Raw genomic sequence first — 18,977 nt, forward strand, 5'->3', positions numbered from 1 at the left:
CCCCCCCCCCCCCCGCCCCCCCCCCCCCCCCCCCCCCCCCCCCCCCCCCCCCCCCCCCCCCCCCCCCCCCCCCCCCCCCCCCCCCCCCCCCCCCCCCCCGCCGCAGGATCAGCTCACCTGATCGTGCTCGCGTCCGGCGGGGTCCAGTCCGGCGGGGGCAGGGCCGGGGGGATCCCCATCCGCCGCCGCAGCCAGGCCGGCGGCCGGGGCCGGGTGGACTGCTCAGGCACCCCGGCCACGCAGCGCGTACCCGGTGGAGAAGACGTCGTCGGGGTCGACCGCCCGCTTGACGGCCAGCAGCCGCTCGGCCGAGGCCGGGTCCCACGCGGCGAGGACCTCCTGGGGGCCGCTGACGTCGCCGAGGAAGTTGACCATCGCACCGGGTGCGGCCCACGGCGCCAGTGCAGCGAGCACGCCGCGGCCGACCGCCGGCACCACCTCGGCCAGCTCCGGGACCATCGGGCCGATCACGAACACCGACCAGGCGGCGCCGCGCCCCGGGACGGCGTCGGGCACCCGCGCCGGGCGGGCCAGCGCCCCGCCCATCTGGCGGATCTCGGCCATGACCAGCGGCACCTGCACGTCGGGGCCGGCGGCGGCGAGGAACGCGTCCACGGTCTCCTCGGTGAGCTCGGCGAGCAGCATCCCCTTCTCCCAGCCGGGCATCGGGTCGGTCGGGTCCATGTGCACCGCGTCCAGCGCCGTCGTCGGCATCGGCCCGACGCCGCCGAGCAGCACCTCGCCCGCGGCCTCCATCGGCGCGACCAGCGCGGCCCCGAGCGCGGGGTCCTCGCCGGCGTAGACGTAGCGCAGGTGGACGACGGTCTGCCCGCGCAGCGGCGGCGGCAGCTCCTCCAGCGGCGGCAGCCGCAGCACGGCGACCGAGGTGCTGACCTCCTCGGGCAGCGTCGGCGCCCAGGCGCGGTAGGCGTGCAGCACCGCGGCGGCGTCCCGGCCGGCGAAGAACAGCCCGCCGGCGACGAGCGCGGGCACGGGGAACAGCTCGAACTCCAGCGCGGTGACGACGCCGAAGTTGCCCTTGCCGCCGCGCACCGCCCAGAACAGCTCGGGCTCGGTCTCGGCGCAGACGGTGCGCAGCACGCCGTCGGCGGTGACGATCTCCACGCTCACGACGGCGTCGGCGGCGAACCCGTGCTTGCGGCCCAGCGACCCGTGCCCGCCGCCCAGGGTGTAGCCGACCACCCCGACGTCGGACGACGAGCCGCACAACCCGACCAGCCCGTGCTCGGCGGCGGCCGCCATGACCTTCTGCCACTTGACGCCCGCCTCGACCCGCGCGGTGCGGCGCGCCGGGTCGACGGCGACGCCCTGCATGCGCCGGGTGGTGATCATCAGCGCGCCGTCGGCGTTGCGGACCGGCCCGTGGCCGGTGGCCTGGACGGCGACCGGCAGGCCGTGCGCGGCGGCGAAGGAGACGGCGGCGGCGACGTCGGCGGCGCAGGTGGCGCCGACCGCGAGGGCGGGCGTGTGGGTGACGGCGAGGTTCCACGTCGCGACCTCGGCCGCCATGCCGTCGTCGCCGGCGACGTAGACCGGCCCGTGGACCCGGCCGCGCAGGTCCGCGACGGCGGCGGGGTCGAGGGGGGCGGGCGCGGCGTCGTCGAGCGGCGTGCGCGGGAGCGGGGCGGCGGCGGGGGTCTCGGTCAGGCTCATGTCGGGTCCTCGGGGGCAGGGGGATCGGCCGGGACGACCGTGGCCGCCCCGCCTTGACCGCCACTTGCGCCGCACTTGAGGCGCGCGACCCCCTCCCCAGGCGGCCCGCGACCTGCCACCATGCCCGACCGTGCGGTTCCGCGTCCTCGGCCCCCTCGAGGTCACCGGACCCGACGACCGCCCCGTCGACGTCGGCGGCGCCAAGCCCCGCGCACTGCTGACCCTGCTGCTGGCCGAGGCCGGCCGGGTGGTCCCCGTCGACCGCATCGTCACCACGCTGTGGGGCGACGAGCCGCCGCCCACGGTCACCGGCACCCTGCAGGCCTACGTCTCGCACCTGCGCCGGGTGCTCGAGCCGCAGCGCGGGCCGCGCGAGGCGCCGACGGTGCTGCTCACCCGCGCGCCGGGCTACCTGGTCCAGGTCGGCGCGGAGGACCTCGACAGCCTCCGCTTCGCCCGCCTGGTCGAGGAGGGGGACCGCGCCGTCGAGGCCGGCGACCCGGCCGGCGGGGTGGCCGCGCTGGACCGCGCGCTGGAGCTGTGGCGGGGCGAGCCGCTGGCCGAGCTGGGCGACGGGCCGGGGGCGGCCACCGACCGGCTGCGCCTCACCGAGCTGCACGTGCGCGCCCGCGAGCGCCGCTGCGACGCGCTGCTGGCCACCGGCCGCGCCGACGCCGCCGTCGCCGACCTGCAGCGCCTGGTCGCCGAGCACCCGCTGCGGGAGCGGCTGTGGGCCCGGCTGGTCACCGCCCTCTACGCCGCCGACCGGCAGGCCGACGCCCTCGACGCGCTGCGCCGCTGCACCGAGCTGCTCCGCGACGAGCTGGGCATCGACCCCGGCCCGGAGCTGCGCGACCTCGAGCAGGCGGTGCTCCGGCAGGACCCCAAGCTCACCTCGCGGGTGCCCCGGCCGGTGCTGTCGGTCGTCCCGCCGCCGCCGCCCACCGCCCTGGCCGTCCCCGGCGACGAGACGCTGGTCGGCCGCCGCGCCGAGCTGGCCCGGCTGCGGGCGGCCGCCGAGCAGGTCGCCGCCGGGCGGCCCGCCGTCGTCGTGCTGGCCGGCGAGGCCGGCATCGGCAAGACCCGGCTGGCCGAGGCGGTCGCGGACACGATCCGGGCCGCGGGCTGGGCGGTCGCCGAGAGCCGCTGCGCCGACGACGCCGGCGCCCCCGCGCTGTGGCCGTGGACCCAGGCGCTCGAGCAGCTGGGCCAGGAACCGCCCGCACCCGCCGGGGACGACGGCGACGACGCCGACGCCGCCCGGTTCCGGCTGTTCCAGGAGCTGCGCGGCCGGCTCGCCGCCGCCGCCCGGCAGCGGCCGGCGATGGTCGTCCTCGACGACCTGCAGGGCGCCGACACGACGTCGGTACAGCTGCTGACCCTGCTCGCCCGGCACCTGCCGCGGGTGCCGCTGCTGGTGGTCGTCACCGTGCGCAGCGTCGGGGAGGACCTGCCCGAGGCGGTCGCCGACTGCCTGGCCCGGCTGGCCCGCGAGCCGGCCGCCACCACGATCACCCTGCAGGGCCTCGACGCCGAGGACGTCGGCTCGCTGCTGGCCGCACAGCTGGGCTCGGCCGGCGACCCGGGCCTGGCCGCCACGGTCCACGACCGCACGGCGGGCAACCCGTTCTTCGTCGTCGAGCTGTCCCGCTGGATGCGCGGCGGCCGCGACCTGCACGCGGTGCCGGTGCCACCGTCGGTGGGCGAGGTGCTGCGGACCCGCCTCGCCCGGCTGCCCGCCGGCGCCCGCCCGGTGCTGGAGCTCGCCGCCGTCGCCGGCCGCGAGGTGACCCTCGACCTGCTCGAGGCCGCCGGGGAGCCGGCCGAGGACGCGCTGGCGGCCCTGGACGCCGCGGTCGCCGCCGGCCTGGTCGTCGAGGGCGGCACGCCGTGGAGCTGGCGGTTCACCCACGCGCTGGTGCAGGAGGTCCTCGCCGACGACCTGCCCGCGCTGCGCCGCGCCCGCCTGCACGCCCGGCTCGGCGAGGCGCTGGAGCGGCAGGTGGCCGGCAGCCGCCCCGACGACGCCCTGGTCGAGCGGCTGGCGCACCACTTCGTCGAGGCCGCGCCGGTGACCGGCCCGGCGCCCGGGCTGCGGTGGTCGACCACCGCGGCGGCCAACGCCCGCGCCCGCCTGGCCGACGGCGAGGCCGCGGTGCACACCCGCCGCGCGCTGCGGCTGGTCGACCCGGCGCAGCCCGGTGCGGTCCGCACCCGGCACGACCTGCTCACCGCGCTGGGCAACGACCTGCTGCGCAGCGGCGAGCGCACCGAGGCCCACCAGGTGGTCGGCGAGGCGATCGCGCTGGCCCGCGAGCTCGGCGACCCGCGCTGCCAGCTGGAGTCCGCCGCGGTCTGGGGCGAGGTGACGCTGTGGAACTGGCGGCCGCACGGCGTCGTCGACGTCGAGATGGTCGCCCTGCTGGAGGACCTGCTCGAGCACCGCGACGAGATCGCCCCGGACGCGACCGAGGCCGAGCGGGACCGGCTGACCGCGCGGCTGCTGGGCACCCTCGGCGTCGAGCTGGCCTTCAGCGAGGACCTGCAGCGCGGCGTGCGGTACGCCGAGCGGGCGGTGGCGCTGGCCCGCGGCGTCGGCGACCCGGAGCTGCTCGGCCGGACGCTGAACAACTACTCGCTCGCGGTGTGGGGCCGGCCCGGCGCCGCCGAGCTGCGGCTGGCCGCGACCGACGAGGCGCTGGCCCTGGCCGGGCGCGGGCTGCCGCGGCGCACCGAGTTCTACGCCCGGCTGCACCGCGCGGCGATCCGGCTGCACCTCACCGACCGCGCCGGCTTCGACGCCGACCTGGAGGCGGGGCGGCGCCTGGCGTTCTCGCTGTCGGGCCCGGAGGTGCGCCCGCACGTGCTGTGGCAGCAGGCCGGCGCGGCCTGGCTGGCCGGGGACGCCGCCCGCGCCGAGGAGCTGACCACCGAGGCGCACGAGCTCTACCGCAGGGTGACGCCGCACGCGCGGCACGCCTACGCCGCGCACGTGTTCGCGCTGCGCCGCGGCGACGGCCGGCTGCCCGAGGCGATCGACCTGCTGGTGGAGACCGGCGACGAGGGCAACCCGCTGCTGCAGCTCATGGCGGTGGTGGCCGCCGCGGAGTCCGGCGACCTCGCGGTGGCCCGGCGGCTGCGCGCCCGCTGGGGGCGCACCCAGATCCGCGACTGGGCCAGCGACGTCGCGGTGCTCCTGCAGGCCGAGGCCGCGCTGCACCTGGGCGACGAGCCCGAGCTGACCATGGCCACCGTGCAGCTGATGCCCTTCCGCGGGCGGCAGGCGGTGCTCGGCACCCCGGCGTTCAGCCTGGGCGCCTACGACGAGCTGCTCGGCCGGATCGCCGAGCGCACCGGCGACACGGTGGCCGCCCGCGGCTGGTGGACCGGCGCCCGCGAGCAGGGCCGCAGGGTCGGCTGCCCGCACCAGGTGGCGCTGGCCGAGTCCCACCTCGCGCGGGTGCCCGCCGAGCAGGCGCACCGGCCGCCGCGGCGCCGGCGGTCCGACCCGCCGACGCCGCGCTCGGCCTAGAGGGTGGTCGCCCGGCCGCCGTCGACGGGGATGACCGCGCCGGTCACGTACGCGCCCGCCCGGCTGGCCAGGTAGACGACGACGCCGGCCATGTCGTCGGGCCGGCCGATGCGGCCCAGCGGCGAGCTGGCGGCGATCTCGTCGCCGCGGGCGGCCAGGGTGGCGGCCATCATCTTCGACTCGAACGGCCCCGGCGCGACGGCGTTCACGGTGATCCGCCGCGGCCCCAGCTCCTTGGCCAGGTGCCGGGTGAGCTGGTGCACCGCGGCCTTGCTGGAGGAGTACGAGTAGGTCGGCAGGACCGGCACGTGCAGCCCGTCGATGCTGCCGACGTTGACCACCCGGGCCGGGTCGTCGTCGGTGGCCGCGGCCTCCAGCAGCGGCAGCATCGCCCGGGTGAGGAAGAACGGCGCCTTGACGTTGAGGTCGAGGACCTTGTCCCACGCCGAGGCGGGGAAGGTCTCGAGCGGCTCGCCCCAGGTGGCGCCGGCGTTGTTGACCAGCACGTGCACCCGCTCCTCGCGGCGGCCGACCTCCTCGGCCAGCCGGACGCACTCGGCCTCGGTGCTGATGTCGGCGGGGATGGACTCCACCCGGCCGAACCCCGACAGCTCCGCCACCGCCTGCTCGCCGGCCTCGGGCTTGCGCGAGCTGACGTAGACCGACGCCCCGGCCTGCAGCAGGCCGCGCGCCATCATCAGGCCGATGCCGCGGGTGCCGCCGGTGACGACGGCGACCTTCCCGGTGAGGTCGAACAGGTCCACGCGGTGCCTCCTCCTGTGGGGTGCCGTGCGCCGGCCCGGCCACTGTGCCAGCCTCTCCCCCCGTGACCACCGCGGCCCCCAGTCCCCTCGGCGTGACCAGCGAGGTCGGCCCCCTGCGGACGGTGGTCCTGCACCGGCCGGGCGCCGAGCTGCGCCGGCTCACGCCGCGCAACAACGACCAGCTGCTCTTCGACGGCGTGCCGTGGGTGGCCCGCGCGCAGGAGGAGCACGACGCGTTCGCCGCCGCACTCACCGACCGCGGTGTCGAGGTGCTCTACCTGGACCGGCTGCTGACCGACGTCCTGGACCACCCGACGGCGCGCGAGGAGCTGGTGGCCGCCGCCGTCGACGACCCGCGCCTGGGCGCCACCCTCCAGCGCACCGCCGTCGACCACCTGTCCGGCCTCGCGGCCGGGGACCTGGCCGGCGCGCTCATGGCCGGGCTGGCGCACCACGAGCTGCGCGGCGGGCGGGGGCTGGCCTACGAGCTGATGGACCGGCACGACTTCGTCGTCCCGCCGCTGCCCAACCTGCTGTTCACCCGGGACTCGTCGGTGTGGGTGGGCGACCAGGTCGCCGTCACGTCGCTGGCCATGCCGGCCCGGCACCGGGAGAGCACGATCCTCCGGGCCATCGCCACCCACCACCCGCGCTTCGCCGGCGCCGAGCAGCTCTACGACTCCTCGCTCGAGCACCTCGAGGGCGGCGACGTCCTGCTGCTGGCCGCCGGCGTGGTGGCCGTGGGCGTGGGCGAGCGGACGACGCCGGGCGGCGCCGAGCGGCTGGCCCGCCGGGTGTTCGCGCGGGGGCTGGCGCACACGGTGCTCGTCGTCCCGATCGCCCAGGAGCGGGCGACCATGCACCTGGACACCATCGCCACGATGGTCGACGTCGACGCGATGGTCATGTACCCCGCGGTGGCGGACACCCTGGTCGCCTGGACGGTCACCGCCGACACCCCGCCCGACGACGCCGACACCACCGACCTCGTCGTCCGCGGCCCCGCGCCGTTCGTGGTCGCCGCGGCCGAGGCGATGGGCATCGACCGGCTGCGGGTGATCGACACCGGCCTGGACCCGGTCACCGCCGAGCGCGAGCAGTGGGACGACGGCAACAACACCCTCGCGCTGGCCCCGCGGCTGGCGGTGGCCTACGAGCGCAACACCGTCACCAACGCCGCGCTCGAGGCGGCCGGCATCGAGGTGGTGCGGATCGCGGGCTCGGAGCTCGGCAGCGGCCGCGGCGGCCCGCGGTGCATGTCCTGCCCCGTCCGGCGGGAGCCCCTCCCCTAGCCGCCCGGGGCGTCCGTACGGTGCCCTGGCGGGCCTCCTCCCGGGGCCCCGGACGGAGGGAGGCCGGATGAGGACCGCGCCGCTGCTGCTCGCCCCGGCCGCCGCGGGGGTCGCCGCGGTCGCGCGGCGGGTCGCCCGCTTCCGGCCGGCGGACACGCCCGTCCCGCCCGCGGACGCCGCCGGCCTCGACGCCGACGCCGCCGCAGCCCGCCTGGCCGAGCTGATCCGCATCCCCACCGTCTCCACGCGCGACCCCGGCGACGCCGACCGCGCGGTGTTCCAGCGGTTCCGGGACCGTCTCGGCGAGCTGTACCCGCACACGCACCGGGTGCTCGAGCGGGAGGTCCTCCCCGGCGGCTCGCTGCTCTACCGCTGGCCCAGCGGCACCGACCGGCCGCCGCTGGTGCTCATGGCCCACCACGACGTCGTCCCGGTCACCGGCCAGGCGTGGACCCGCGACCCGTTCTGCGGCGCTGTCGAGGACGGCGTCGTGCACGGCCGGGGCGCCGTCGACGACAAGGGCGCGCTGGTCGCGGTCCTCGAGGCGGTCGAGTCGCTGGTCGCGGCGGGGCACACGCCGGCCCGGGACGTGTTCGTCTTCTCCGGCAACGACGAGGAGGTCCTCGGGGTCGGCGCCCCGCAGGCGGTGCAGGTGTTCCGCGAGCGGGGCACCACGCCGTGGGCGGTCGTCGACGAGGGCGGCGCGGTGGTGACCGGCGTCTTCCCGGGCGTGCCGGGACAGATCGCCGCCGTCGGGCTGGCCGAGAAGGGGGTGCTGGACTGCGAGCTGGTGACCACCGACCCGGGCGGGCACGCGTCCTCGCCGACGCCGAACGGCGCCCCGGCCCGCCTCGCGCGCGCCGTCCTGCGGCTGGACGCCTCGCCCTTCCCGGCCCGGCTGCCCGACGTCGTGCTCGGGATGGTCGACGCCGCCGGCCGGCACGCCCCCGGCCCCTCCCGCGCGCTGTTCGCGCACGCCCGCGCGCTGCGGCCGCTGCTCGCGGCGGCGCTGGCCCGGGCCGGCCGGGAGGCCGCCGCGATGGTGCGGACCACGGTCGCGGTCACCGAGCTCGAGGGCAGCGGCGCGCGCAACGTGCTGGCCACCCGGGCGCGGGCGCACCTGAACGTCCGGATCGCCCTGGGCGAGACCGTGCGGTCGACGGTCGAGCGGCTGCGCCGGGTCGTCGCCGACGACAGCGTGGAGATCCGGGTGCTCTCCGGCGACGACCCCTCACCGGTCTCGCGGACCGACAACGAGGCGTACGCGGCGCTCGGGGCGGCGGTGCGGGCGGTGTACCCGCAGGCCGTCGTCGCGCCGTACCTCATGGTGCAGGCCAGCGACGCCCGGCACTTCGCGCAGATCAGCGACAGCGTCTACCGGTTCATGCCCTTCGACCTGTCCCGCGGGGAGCTCGACGCGCTGCACGCCGCCGACGAGCGGATCAGCGTGGCCGCCCTGCACCGGGGCGCGGTGTTCTTCCGGCACCTGATCGCCCACCTCTGAGCGCGCTCGTGCTCTGCCCACGGGTGTGGGCAGAGCACGAGCGCGCCGGGGAGATGCCTCAGCGCAGGGTGACCTGGCGGGACAGCAGGCCGGCGCGGGCGCGGCGCTCGTCGCTGTCCAGCGGGTCGGTGACCGCCAGCGCCTGCTCGAGGCGGGTGGCGAACTCGGCCGCGGGGCCGGCCCACTCCTGCGCGGGGGTGTCGGCCGGCAGGTCCCAGACCGGGACGACGAGCCCGTGCGCGCGGAAGGCGCCGGCGTACCGGGTGCCCTCGCCCAGCAGGAGCTGCTCGGACGCCGAGAGCCGGGCCAGCGCGTCGAGCAGCGGCTCCTCGGCCTCGGGGCGCACCCAGCGCAGGTGCGCCCGCTCGTTGCCCGGCCGCACCCAGTAGGCGGCGCCCAGGCCCTCGAGCCGCTCGGTGGGCAGCACCGCCTCGTTGGCCCGCTCCAGCCCCGCCTGCGCGGCGGGGTTGGGGTCGGTGCCCTCCAGCCAGAAGCCGAAGTCGGGGTGCACGGTGACCTCGAGCGGCACGCTGGGGTCGAGCAGCTCCTGCAGCCGCGGCCCGGCCGAGCCGGCCGCGCCGATCGGGCCCGGGTCGACGGGGGCGCCGGCCGGCGAGTCCAGCGCGGCGGCGAGCGCGGTGCCGATGTCCCGGCTGACGTCGTCGGAGGAGGCCTGCAGCTGGACGCCGAGCAGGATCTCGCCGTTGCTGCGGACCAGCGCCGGGGCGCCGCCGGGCAGCACGCTGGCGAGGGTGACCTGGCGGCCGTCGGTGGTCGTCAGCGGCGCGGTGGCGGCGGGCACCAGCTCGCGCAGCGCCACCCAGTCCGGCTCGCCGGGCAGGCCCTCGAAGGGACGGGTCACCGGGGGCGCGTAGCCCGAGCCGTGGCAGTGCTTGTACCGGCGGCCCGAGCCGCACGGGCACGGGGCCTTCGGGTTGATCTCACCCTCGACGGCGGCGGGCGCGGGACGGCGGCGGGTCGCGGAACGGGCCATGCGGCCCAGGGTATGTGGGGGCGGGACGGGGTCCGGCGGGCCATAGGCTCGGGGTCGTGACCTCGCTGGCGGCACCGCTCGACCTCACCGACCCGGCCGTCGTCGCCGACCCGTACCCCGCCTTCGCCGCCGCCCGCGCCGTCGCCCCGGTCCAGTGGCACGAGGGGCTGCGGCTGTGGCTGGCGTTCACCCACGCCGAGAGCAACGCCGTGCTGCGCGACCGCCGGCTGGGGCGGATCTGGCGGGACAAGGAGCCCGCCGAGCGGTTCGGGCAGTTCAACCTCATCCACCGCAACGCCATCCTCGAGATGGAGCCGCCCGACCACACCCGGCTGCGCCGGCTGATCAGCGCGGCCTTCGCCCGCGGGCACGTCGAGCGGCTGCGCCCCTGGGTCGAGCAGTTGGCCGGGGAGCTGGTCGACGGGCTGGTCGAGCGCTCCGGCGGCAGCGAGCCGGTCGACGTCCTCTCGGGGATGGCCGAGGAGCTGCCGGTGGCGGTCATCGCCGAGCTGCTCGGCGTCCCGGCCGCCGACCGGCCGCTGCTGCGGCCGTGGTCCAACGCGATCGTGAAGATGTACGAGTACGGCCGGACGACCGCGGTCGAGGACGCCGCCGAGCGCGCCGCCGCGGAGTTCGTCGCCTACCTGCGCGAGCTGGCCGCCGAACGCCGCCGTGCGCCCGGCGAGGACCTGCTCTCCCACCTGGTCACCGTGCGCGACGCCGACGGCGACCGGCTCACCGAGGACGAGCTGGTCACCACCTGCATCCTGCTGCTCAACGCCGGCCACGAGGCCACGGTCAACGTCAGCGGCAACGGCCTGCTCGCGCTGCTCGAGCACCCCGGCCAGCTGGCGCGGCTGCGGACCGACCCGGCGCTGCTGCCGACGGCGATCGAGGAGCTCATGCGGTTCGACTCGCCGCTGCAGCTGTTCGAGCGCACCGCGACCGCCGACGTCGAGGTCGGCGGCGTGACCGTGCGGGAGGGGCAGAAGGTCGCCGCGCTGCTCGGCGCCGCCAACCGCGACCCCGCCGTGTTCGCCGACCCCGACACCCTCGACGTCGGCCGCACCGACAACCCGCAGATCTCCTTCGGCGCGGGCGTGCACTTCTGCATCGGGGCGCCGCTGGCCCGCGTGGAACTGCAGGCCTCCTTCGGCGCGCTGCTGGGCCGCACCACCGACCTGCAGCTCGCCCGCCCGGCGCGGCGCCGTCCCGAGTTCGTCATCCGCGGCCTGGCCGAGCTGCCCGTCGTCCTGACCCGGTAGTGGCCGCGACCGCGGCGGTGCTCGGCCGGCTCCGCGAGCTGGCCGACCCGTCGCGGCTGGCCGGCATGGCCCGCTCCGGCGTCGGCGGCGCGCAGACGCTGGGCGTCACGGTCGCCGAGCTGCGGACCCTGGCGAGGGAGCTCGGCCGCGACCACGCGCTGGCCGCCGGGCTGTGGGACTCCGGCGTCCACGAGGCCCGGATCCTGGCCGGCATGGTCGAGGAGCCGGCCGCGGTGGACGCCGCGCAGCTCGACGCGTGGGCGGCCGCGTTCGACTCGTGGGACCTGTGCGACCAGGTCTGCCAGAACCTGGTGCGGCACACCCCGTCCGCCTGGGACACGGCGCTGGCGTGGAGCGGGCGGCCGGAGGAGTTCGTCAAGCGGGCCGGGTTCGCCGTCATGGCCGGGCTGGCGGTGGCTGACAAGGGAGCGGACGACGACCGGTTCGAGCCGTTCCTCCGCGCGGTCGCCGAGCGGGCCGACGACGACCGGCCGGTGGTCCGGAAGGGGGCGAGCTGGGCGCTGCGGCAGATCGGCAAGCGCAGCCCGGGCCTGCACGGCCGCGCCGTCGCGACGGCGCGCGAGCTGCGGTCGGGCGGCCGCGGCGCCCGCTGGGTCGGCGCCGACGCCCTGAGGGAGCTGGAACGGCGTACTCCGCGGTAGATCGTGAGCGCGGTCACTGGCACGATGCCGCCATGCGCGGCCTCATGCAGGACTTCCCTCTCACGATCGACGCGATCTTCCGGCACGTCGAGCAGCACTACGGCGACGGGACGATCGTCACCGGCAGCCCGACCGGACCGGTGCGCAGCACCTACGCCGAGTGGGCCGACCGCACCCGCCGGCTGGGCGGGGTCCTCGACACCCTCGGCGTCAGCGAGGACGGACGGGTCGGCACCTTCGGCTGGAACAGCCAGCGGCACCTGGAGCTGTACTTCGCCGCACCGGCCACCGGGCGGGTGCTGCACACCCTCAACATCCGGCTGTTCCCCGAGCAGCTGACCTACATCGCCAACCACGCCGAGGACGAGGTGGTCTTCGTCGACCGCACCGTCCTGCCGCTGTTCTGGCCGCTGGTCGACACGATGAAGACGGTCAGGCACGTCGTCGTCATGGACGACGGCGGCGACAACGAGATCCCCGACGACCCGCGCGTCCTGGACTACGAGGCGCTGCTGGCCGAGGCGCAGCCGGTCGAGTTCCACGTCGAGGACGAGAACCGCGCCGCGTCCATGTGCTACACGTCCGGGACCACCGGCAACCCCAAGGGCGTCGTCTACAGCCACCGCTCGACGTTCCTGCACACCATGGGCGTGATGCAGCCGAACGCCTTCGGCCTCGGCATCCAGGACGTCGCGATGCCGGTCGTGCCGATGTTCCACGCCAACGCCTGGGGCATCGCCCAGGCCGCCCCGGCCGCCGGCGCCTCGCTGGTCATGCCCGGGCCGATGATGCAGCCCGAGGCCCTGGCCAAGCTGATCGTCGAGGAGGGCGTCACCTTCACCGCCGGCGTCCCGACCATCTGGCAGGGCGTGCTGCCGCACCTCGCCGGCAAGCCGCACAAGCTGCGCGACATCGGCTGCGGCGGCTCCGCGGTGCCCAAGGCGCTGTCGGAGGCCTACCGCGAGCAGGTCGGGCTGCCGATCCTGCAGGCCTGGGGCATGACCGAGACCCACCCGGTCGCCTCCTCGGGCGTGCTGCCCAAGCGGTACGCCGACGCCGACGAGGCGACCAAGGCCGACCAGCGCGCCCGCGCCGGCATCCCGTTCCTCGGCGTCGAGGCCCGCATCGTCGACGCCGAGACCCTCGAGCCGCAGCCCTGGGACGACAAGGCCACCGGTGAGCTGCAGGTCCGCGGCCCGTGGTGCGCGAAGGACTACTACAACCCCGACGCCGGCGTCGTCCTGACCACCGACGACGGCTGGATGCGCACCGGCGACGTCGCGGCGATGGACTCCTTCGGCTCGATCCGCATCGCCGACCGCACCAAGGACCTCATCAAGTCCGGCGGCGAGTGGATCAGCTCGGTCGACCTCGAGAACGCGATCATGAGCCACCCGAAGGTCAAGGAGGCCGCGGTCGTCGGCATCCCGCACCCGAAGTGGGACGAGCGGCCGCTGGCCTGCGTCGTCCTCAAGGACGGCGAGGAGGCGACCGAGGAGGAGATCCTCGAGCACCTCAAGCCGCTGGTGGCCAAGTGGTGGATGCCCGACGCCGTCGAGTTCATCGACGAGGTGCCCAAGACCAGCGTCGGCAAGTTCTCCAAGAAGGACCTGCGCAGCCGCTTCGCGGAGTACGAGCCCAGGTCCTGAGACGGGGCTCCTAGCGGACGAAGGGCGGCAGGCCGGTCTCGCTCACCAGGGGCCGGCCCGCCGCCTCCCACTCCCCCATGCCGCCGCCGACGTTCACGGCGTCGTAGCCGTTGAGGTTCAGCCACGCGGCGACCCGCGCCGAGCGCCCGCCGCTGCGGCAGACGACGTACACCGGGTCGCCGTCGGGGACCTCGTCGAGCCGGGCCGGGACGTCGCCCATCGGGATGTGCGTGGCGCCCTCGGCGTGCCCGGCCACCCACTCGCCGTCCTCGCGGACGTCGAGGAGCGCGGCGTCCTCGGGCACCTCGGCGGCGGACACGGTCGGGACCTGCTGCGGCATCACACGCCCCATCCTCCCAGGTCGGGCCCCGCCGCACCGGCGGGCTGGGAGGATCGGGCCGTGACGTCCGCTCCCCCCGCGCCGCCGGTCCGCGAGCCGGCCTGGTCGCTGTCCCGCTCGGCCATCTGGCTGTGGGTCACCCAGGGCGTGATCGGCACGCTCGTCTACGGCGTGCTCGTGTCGGTGCTGGTGCTGACCGTGCCGGCGTCGGTGGGCGGGCCGGTGCCGGTGCTGCGGTGGCTGCTGCCGGTGCTGCTGGTCGCGTACGCGGTGGTGGCGATCGGCGTGCGGCCGTGGATCCGCTACCGGGTGCACCGCTGGGAGGTCACCGCGGACGCGGTGCACGCCCTCACCGGCTGGCTGAGCCGCACCTGGACGCTGGTGCCGGTCGCCCGCATCCAGACCGTCGACGTCACCCGCGGCGTGCTGCAGCAGCTCTACGGGCTGGCCAGCGTCGCGGTGCTGACCGCCTCGTCGCAGGGCACCGTCCGGGTGCCGCACCTGGAGGTCGCCGTCGCCGAGCGGGTGGCCGAGGACCTGGCCCGGCGGGCCGAGCAGGTGCGGGACGAGGCCACGTGACGGACCCGGTGCTGACGGCGCCCGAGCTCACCGCCCCGCGGCGCACCTCGCCGCTGATCGTGCTCGTGCACACCGTCACGTTCCGCCAGGCCCGGCAGGTGGTGCCGGCCGCGATCCCCGTCGTCGCCGCGGTCGGCGTGGACGGGCCGGGGGTCGTCGTCGCGCTGGTGGTGGCGGTGACGGCGCTGTCGCTGCTGTTCGCCGCGCTGTCGTGGTGGCGGTTCACCTACCTCGACGCCCCCACCGCGGTGGTGGTCACCCGCGGCCTGCTCGCGCGGTCGGTGCGCACGGTGCCCAACGACCGGATCCGCGGCGTGGAGGTCGAGGCGCCGGCGCTGCACCGGCTGTTCGGGCTGGTCCGGGTCCGCGTCGACGCCGCGGCCGGCACGATGACCGGCGGGGACGAGGAGGTCGTCGTCGACGGCGTCCCGCGCGCGGAGGGCGACCGGCTGCGGGCCTCGGTGCTCACCCACCGGCGGGCCGCGGCGGCGTTCCCCGGTACGGACCCGTCCGCCCCGCCGCCGGAGGAGTCGGCCGAGCAGGAGCTGGCCCGGTTCGACCGGCGCTGGCTGCTCTACGCGCCGCTGGTCGCCAGCTACCTGGCCGTGCCGCTGGCCGCGGTCGGCGCCCTGTCGCGGCTGCTCCAGGAGCTGCCCCGGGACCTGCGCCCCGACCTCGACGGCCCCGACCTGACCGACGTCCGCGTCCTCGTCCTCACCGCGGTGGTCGCGGTGGTGCTGCTCGCGGTGGGGGCGGTCACCGGGGCGGCGGTGGTCAACTGGGGTTTCCGGCTGGTGCGCCGCGGGGGCTCGCTGGTCGCCGTCCGCGGGCTGGTGACCCGGCGGCACACCGAGCTGGAGGTGGACCGGATCCGCGGCGGCACCCTCGCCGAGGGGCTGGGCATGCGGCTGGTGCGGGCCGCGCGGGTCAACGCCCTGGTCACCGGCCTGGGCGCGGCCAGCCGGCGCGGCCAGCTGTTCCCGCTGGGCCCGCGCGCGGAGGCGGTGCGGCTGCTCGGCCTGCTGGTCGACGACCCGGGCCCGCTGACGCCGCACCCGCCCGCCGCCCGCCGGCGGGCGCTGGTCCGCGCGATCGCCACCGGGCTGCTGGTCGCCGCGGCCGGGGCCGTGCTGACGGCGCTGACCGGCTTCTGGGGTGTGCTCGCCGCCGGGGTCGTGCTCACCGTCCTCGGCGTGCCGCTGGGCCTCGGCCGCTACGCCGCACTCGGCCACGCCACCGGGCCCGGCTCGTTCAGCGTGCGCAGCGGGCTGCTGGTGCGCGAGCAGGCGGTGCTGCAGCGGCGGGCCGTCGTCGGCTGGCAGGTACGGCAGACCTGGTTCCAGCGGCGCGCGGGCCTGGCCACCGTCGTCGCCTGCGTCGGCGCGGGCAGCGGCGGCTACGCGGCGGTGGACATGGCCGCCGACGACGTCGCGGCGTTCACCGCCGCCGCGTCGGGACCGTGGGCCACCGCGCCCGGCACGGGAGCGCCCCGCCCGACGGGCTGACCGGGGAGGTCCCTGGCCCGTCGGGGCCAGTTCACCGGAACCCGGGAGTGTCGATCATCCGCCCGGGTAGCCCGGCGCTCGATGACCGCCGCACCGCGGTACGCCCGCTCAGCGCAGCCCGCCGGTCTCCCTGCCGAGGCCGACGCGGCCGGCCAGCGCGGCCGCCTCCACGCGGGTGGCCACCCCGAGGCTGCGCAGCAGCGAGGCGACCAGCCGCTTGGCGGTCCGCTCGGACACGTGCAGCGTGGTGGCGATGTCGACGGTGCTCGTGCCGTCGGCCACGAGCCGCCACAGCCGGCGCTCGTCGCTGGTCAGCCGGTCGGCGACGGTCTGCTCGCCGGTCGGCGCGGCGTCGTCGAGCAGCCGGCGCAGCAGCGCCTCGGGGAGGACCGACCAGCCGTCGAGCACCGACAGCAGCGGGCGGACGAGGTGCTCCGGGTCGGCGCTCTTGGGCAGGAAGCCCGCCGCCCCCGCCCGCAGGGCCTCGAGGGCCGCGTCGGCCTCGGCCAGCCCGGACAGCGCCACCACGCGCACCGCCGGGTCCGCCCGGCGGATCGCCGCGATGGCGCGCACGCCGCCCGGGGGCGGCATGTGCAGGTCCACGACGGCGACGTCGGCGTGGTGCCGGCGGACCAGCGCGGCGGCCGCGGAGGCGTCGTCGGTGGTGGCCACGACGCGCACCCGGCCGTCGCTGACCCCGGGGAGCAGCAGTGACAGCCCCCGGCTGAACAGCGGATGGTCGTCGACGACGACCACGTCCACGTACCCCTGACGCTCAGCCCCGGCGTCGGTCGACCCCACGACCCTCCTCACCCCGGCCCGGCGCGCCCGGCGCGCCGGGCTCCACGCACCCGGAGGTGCCCGTGACCCTGGCGCCCGACACACCCCGTACCGTCCGGTCCGGTTCCGGACGGCTGCTCGGCGACCTGGCCCGCGTGCTGCGCGACCACGTCGCCCGCGCCGCCCGCGGCCCGCGGCCGGGTCAGGAGCCGCCGCCCACACCCGAGGGCGCGCTGCTGCGGGCCATGTGCCACGACATGCGCAGCCCGCTGGCCTCGCTGGAGGCGCTGCTCGGCTCGCTGGACCGCGAGCCCGCCCAGCGCGAGGAGCTGCTGGAGCTGGCCCGCGCGCAGACCGCCCACCTGTCCTCGATGCTGCGCACCGCCGACGCCTCCGGCGGCGCGACGCGGCGGCCCCCCGGCGGGCGGCTGCTCGGCGAGGTGCTGCGCGCGTCGGTGGCCGCCTCCGGCCTGCCGCTGCGGCAGCTGACCCTGGCGGTGCAGGAGTGCGCCGCCGGGGTGCGGGTGGCCGACGCCCGGGTGCAGCGGATCCTCACCAACCTGCTGGAGAACGCCCACCGGCACGGGGACGGCGCCGCGGTGCTGCTGACCGCCGTCCACCGCGACGGCTGGGTCCGGCTGGCGCTCACCCAGGACGTGGCGCACCCCGGGCGGGTCGTGCAGTACCTCCGCCACGACGCGCCGCCGGTCGACCTCACCGGCCTGGGCCTGTGGTCGGTGCAGCGGCACGCGCACGACCTCGGCGGCGCCGTCGTCTGGGCCACCTCCGACGCCGGGCTCACCCTCTGCGTCCAGCTCCCCGACCGGTGAGACGCCCCTCCTGGCGTGAGCCGCCCCGCGAGGCGGGCCGAGGAGTGGGGCCCGGAGGGTCCCGCGAGCGAGGGCCGGGAACGGCTCGGCGCAGGAGGGGACGGCACCTGGCCGCGGTGTCGGCCGGCAGGCCGACGGACGACCCGGGAGACATGGCACCGGGGGGCCACGGGACGGCACGGGCGGGCCACCGGGCGCGGGCAGATCCCGGGTGTCGCCGCAGCGGCGGCGGCGCGACGACGCAAGCCGAGTGAGGGAGAGCCCGTGTTCACGCACACCCACGCCCTGCAGTACGAGGCCAAGCCCGACGGTCCCGACCCGGACTTCGCCCGCAAGATGCAGGAGGTCCTCGGCGGTCAGTGGGGCGAGATGACCGTCGCCACGCAGTACCTGCTGCAGGGCTGGAACTGCCGGCTGCCCGGCAAGTACAAGGACATGCTCCTCTCGATCGGCACCGAGGAGCTGGCCCACGTCGAGATGATCATCACGATGATCGACCGGCTGCTCGACCACGCGCCGCTCAAGCCCGACTCGGCCGACCGCAGCAAGGAGGCCGCCGCCGGCTACGGGCAGCACAACCCGCAGCACCTCATCCAGAACGGCCAGGCGGCGTCCTACATGGACAGCATGGGCAACCCGTGGACCGGCGCGTACGTCACCGCCAGCGGCAACCTGATGGCGGACTTCTACTACAACGCCACCGCCGAGATGCAGGGCCGGCTGCAGGTGGCCCGGCTCTACAACATGACCGACGACCCGGGCGTGAAGGACCTGCTGCGCTTCCTCATCACCCGCGACCACATGCACCAGCAGCAGTGGCTGGCCGCGATCGAGCAGCTCAAGGAGGACGACCTCGAGGGGCTCCCGGTGCCCGAGGCTTTCCCGCTCTCCGACGAGGTCGGCGACCTGGGCTACACCTTCATCCAGGCCTCCGACGGCCCCGAGGCCGCCAACGGCCGCTGGGCGTCGGGGCCGGCGCTCGACGGCACGGACAACCAGCTCCGCGCGGCGGCGATCGAGGCCACCGCCGACGCCCCGACGCTGCCCCCGGGCGACCCGCGGCTCTACAGCACCCCGCAGACCGAGGCCCACACGATGCTGCAGAAGGCCAAGGACCTGCTCAAGTGAGCCGCTGAGCTCCCGATCACCGCGCCGTCGCCGCGCCGGCGGCCGGGCTCCCGCAGCCCGGCCGCCGGCCCGGCGGGGCCGCACCCGGAACGGCAGTCCCCGGAGGTCCCCCGTGCACCTGCCCACCCCCGCCGTCGTCCTGACGGCGGTCTACGCCGCGGCGCTCGCCGTCGCCGTGGCCAGTGCCGCCACCGGCTCGGCCCGCGAGGCCCTGGCCGGCCTGGTCGTCCTCGCCGCCCTCGTCACCCGCTGGGCGGTGCGCCGCTCCCGCCGGACCGCCCCCACGACCGCGGCCGCCGTGGCGACGGTCGACGCCGCGCTGTCCGACGCCCCGCTGCCGGAGGCCGCTCCCGCCCGCGCCGCCTGAACGCGCGAGGGGGGGGGGGGGGGGGGGGGGGGGGGGGGGGGGGGGGGGGGGGGGGGGGGGGGGGGGGGGGGGGGGGGGGGGGGGGGGGGGGGGGGGGGGGGGGGGGGGGGGG

16 protein-coding genes are annotated in these 18,977 nt (G+C 77.2%); 11 read left to right on the forward strand and 5 right to left on the reverse strand.

Features of this window, described 5'->3' with window-relative positions:
• Window positions 1-222: 222 nt before the first annotated feature.
• Window positions 223-1,674, reverse strand: a complete 1,452-nt coding sequence (locus ACI8AR_RS23370; RefSeq protein ID WP_457053121.1) for an FAD-binding oxidoreductase — start codon at window positions 1,672-1,674, stop codon at window positions 223-225.
• A 130-nt stretch (window positions 1,675-1,804) separates the two neighbouring features.
• On the opposite strand from ACI8AR_RS23370, the gene ACI8AR_RS23375 reads away from it, so the two are divergent.
• Window positions 1,805-5,206: a BTAD domain-containing putative transcriptional regulator gene (locus tag ACI8AR_RS23375; RefSeq protein WP_457053122.1), complete on the forward strand. Its 3,402-nt coding sequence runs from the start codon at window positions 1,805-1,807 to the stop codon at window positions 5,204-5,206.
• Here the strand turns inward: ACI8AR_RS23375 and ACI8AR_RS23380 are convergent.
• Window positions 5,203-5,970, reverse strand: coding sequence for an SDR family oxidoreductase (locus ACI8AR_RS23380; protein WP_457053123.1), 768 nt, complete (start codon window positions 5,968-5,970; stop codon window positions 5,203-5,205). The genes ACI8AR_RS23375 and ACI8AR_RS23380 overlap by 4 nt on opposite strands.
• Before the next feature lie 62 nt (window positions 5,971-6,032).
• Here ACI8AR_RS23380 and ACI8AR_RS23385 point away from each other — a divergent pair, with 62 nt between their 5' ends.
• Together ACI8AR_RS23385 and ACI8AR_RS23390 are read left to right on the forward strand one after the other, a co-directional pair.
• A complete protein-coding gene (locus ACI8AR_RS23385; protein WP_457053124.1) occupies window positions 6,033-7,262 on the forward strand; it encodes an arginine deiminase in 1,230 nt (409 codons plus the stop codon).
• Window positions 7,263-7,329: 67 nt separating this feature from the next.
• Window positions 7,330-8,766, forward strand: coding sequence for a M20/M25/M40 family metallo-hydrolase (locus ACI8AR_RS23390; protein WP_457053125.1), 1,437 nt, complete (start codon window positions 7,330-7,332; stop codon window positions 8,764-8,766).
• Between the two features lie 58 nt (window positions 8,767-8,824).
• Here ACI8AR_RS23390 and ACI8AR_RS23395 read toward each other — a convergent pair whose 3' ends face one another.
• Window positions 8,825-9,760 (reverse strand): DUF5926 family protein, encoded by a 936-nt coding sequence (locus ACI8AR_RS23395; RefSeq protein WP_457053126.1) that lies wholly within the window; start codon window positions 9,758-9,760, stop codon window positions 8,825-8,827.
• Between the two features lie 56 nt (window positions 9,761-9,816).
• Between ACI8AR_RS23395 and ACI8AR_RS23400 the strand changes: the two genes are divergently transcribed.
• The 3 genes from ACI8AR_RS23400 to ACI8AR_RS23410 are packed head-to-tail and all read left to right on the forward strand — an operon-like array spanning window position 9,817 to window position 13,336.
• On the forward strand, window positions 9,817-11,025 hold the full coding sequence (locus tag ACI8AR_RS23400) for a cytochrome P450 (RefSeq protein ID WP_457053127.1): 1,209 nt from the start codon (window positions 9,817-9,819) through the stop codon (window positions 11,023-11,025).
• Complete coding sequence (locus ACI8AR_RS23405) at window positions 11,025-11,687, forward strand: DNA alkylation repair protein (protein ID WP_457053128.1); 663 nt, start codon at window positions 11,025-11,027, stop codon at window positions 11,685-11,687. The genes ACI8AR_RS23400 and ACI8AR_RS23405 overlap by 1 nt, the downstream gene beginning before the upstream one ends.
• 32 nt (window positions 11,688-11,719) lie before the next feature.
• Window positions 11,720-13,336: a long-chain fatty acid--CoA ligase gene (locus ACI8AR_RS23410; RefSeq protein ID WP_457053129.1), complete on the forward strand. Its 1,617-nt coding sequence runs from the start codon at window positions 11,720-11,722 to the stop codon at window positions 13,334-13,336.
• A 10-nt stretch (window positions 13,337-13,346) separates the two neighbouring features.
• Here the strand turns inward: ACI8AR_RS23410 and ACI8AR_RS23415 are convergent, their stop codons facing one another.
• The gene (locus ACI8AR_RS23415; protein WP_457053130.1) at window positions 13,347-13,676 is read right to left on the reverse strand and encodes a rhodanese-like domain-containing protein; all 330 of its coding nucleotides are present in this window, start codon (window positions 13,674-13,676) and stop codon (window positions 13,347-13,349) included.
• 60 nt (window positions 13,677-13,736) lie between these two features.
• Here ACI8AR_RS23415 and ACI8AR_RS23420 point away from each other — a divergent pair, with 60 nt between their 5' ends.
• Both ACI8AR_RS23420 and ACI8AR_RS23425 read left to right on the forward strand, forming a co-directional pair.
• Window positions 13,737-14,255: a PH domain-containing protein gene (locus ACI8AR_RS23420; RefSeq protein WP_457053131.1), complete on the forward strand. Its 519-nt coding sequence runs from the start codon at window positions 13,737-13,739 to the stop codon at window positions 14,253-14,255.
• Window positions 14,252-15,760 carry a PH domain-containing protein gene (locus ACI8AR_RS23425; protein ID WP_457053132.1) on the forward strand — a complete coding sequence of 503 codons (1,509 nt, stop codon included), beginning with the start codon at window positions 14,252-14,254 and terminating at the stop codon, window positions 15,758-15,760. The genes ACI8AR_RS23420 and ACI8AR_RS23425 overlap by 4 nt, the downstream gene beginning before the upstream one ends.
• Before the next feature lie 108 nt (window positions 15,761-15,868).
• On the opposite strand, the gene ACI8AR_RS23430 is transcribed toward ACI8AR_RS23425, so the two are convergent.
• Window positions 15,869-16,561, reverse strand: coding sequence for a response regulator (locus ACI8AR_RS23430; RefSeq protein WP_457053133.1), 693 nt, complete (start codon window positions 16,559-16,561; stop codon window positions 15,869-15,871).
• A gap of 62 nt (window positions 16,562-16,623) precedes the next feature.
• On the opposite strand from ACI8AR_RS23430, the gene ACI8AR_RS23435 reads away from it, so the two are divergent.
• The 3 genes from ACI8AR_RS23435 to ACI8AR_RS23445 all read left to right on the forward strand — a co-directional run bounded on the left by ACI8AR_RS23435 (window position 16,624) and on the right by ACI8AR_RS23445 (window position 18,865).
• Window positions 16,624-17,370 carry a sensor histidine kinase gene (locus ACI8AR_RS23435; protein ID WP_457053134.1) on the forward strand — a complete coding sequence of 249 codons (747 nt, stop codon included), beginning with the start codon at window positions 16,624-16,626 and terminating at the stop codon, window positions 17,368-17,370.
• 264 nt (window positions 17,371-17,634) lie between these two features.
• Window positions 17,635-18,498, forward strand: coding sequence for a manganese catalase family protein (locus tag ACI8AR_RS23440; RefSeq protein ID WP_456930132.1), 864 nt, complete (start codon window positions 17,635-17,637; stop codon window positions 18,496-18,498).
• A gap of 112 nt (window positions 18,499-18,610) precedes the next feature.
• On the forward strand, window positions 18,611-18,865 hold the full coding sequence (locus ACI8AR_RS23445) for a hypothetical protein (protein ID WP_457053135.1): 255 nt from the start codon (window positions 18,611-18,613) through the stop codon (window positions 18,863-18,865).
• Window positions 18,866-18,977 lie beyond the last annotated feature (112 nt).

The sequence above is a fragment of the Geodermatophilus sp. SYSU D01036 genome (genome assembly GCF_054050435.1).

What these genes read in the sequence shown, in the direction of transcription:
- ACI8AR_RS23370 (WP_457053121.1), bottom strand. Translation starts at nt 1,674, where the DNA reads ATGAGCCTGACCGAGACCCCCGCCGCCGCCCCGCTCCCGCGCACGCCG.
- ACI8AR_RS23390 (WP_457053125.1), top strand. Translation starts at nt 7,330, where the DNA reads ATGAGGACCGCGCCGCTGCTGCTCGCCCCGGCCGCCGCGGGGGTCGCC.
- ACI8AR_RS23415 (WP_457053130.1), bottom strand. Translation starts at nt 13,676, where the DNA reads ATGCCGCAGCAGGTCCCGACCGTGTCCGCCGCCGAGGTGCCCGAGGAC.
- ACI8AR_RS23395 (WP_457053126.1), bottom strand. Translation starts at nt 9,760, where the DNA reads ATGGCCCGTTCCGCGACCCGCCGCCGTCCCGCGCCCGCCGCCGTCGAG.
- ACI8AR_RS23410 (WP_457053129.1), top strand. Translation starts at nt 11,720, where the DNA reads ATGCGCGGCCTCATGCAGGACTTCCCTCTCACGATCGACGCGATCTTC.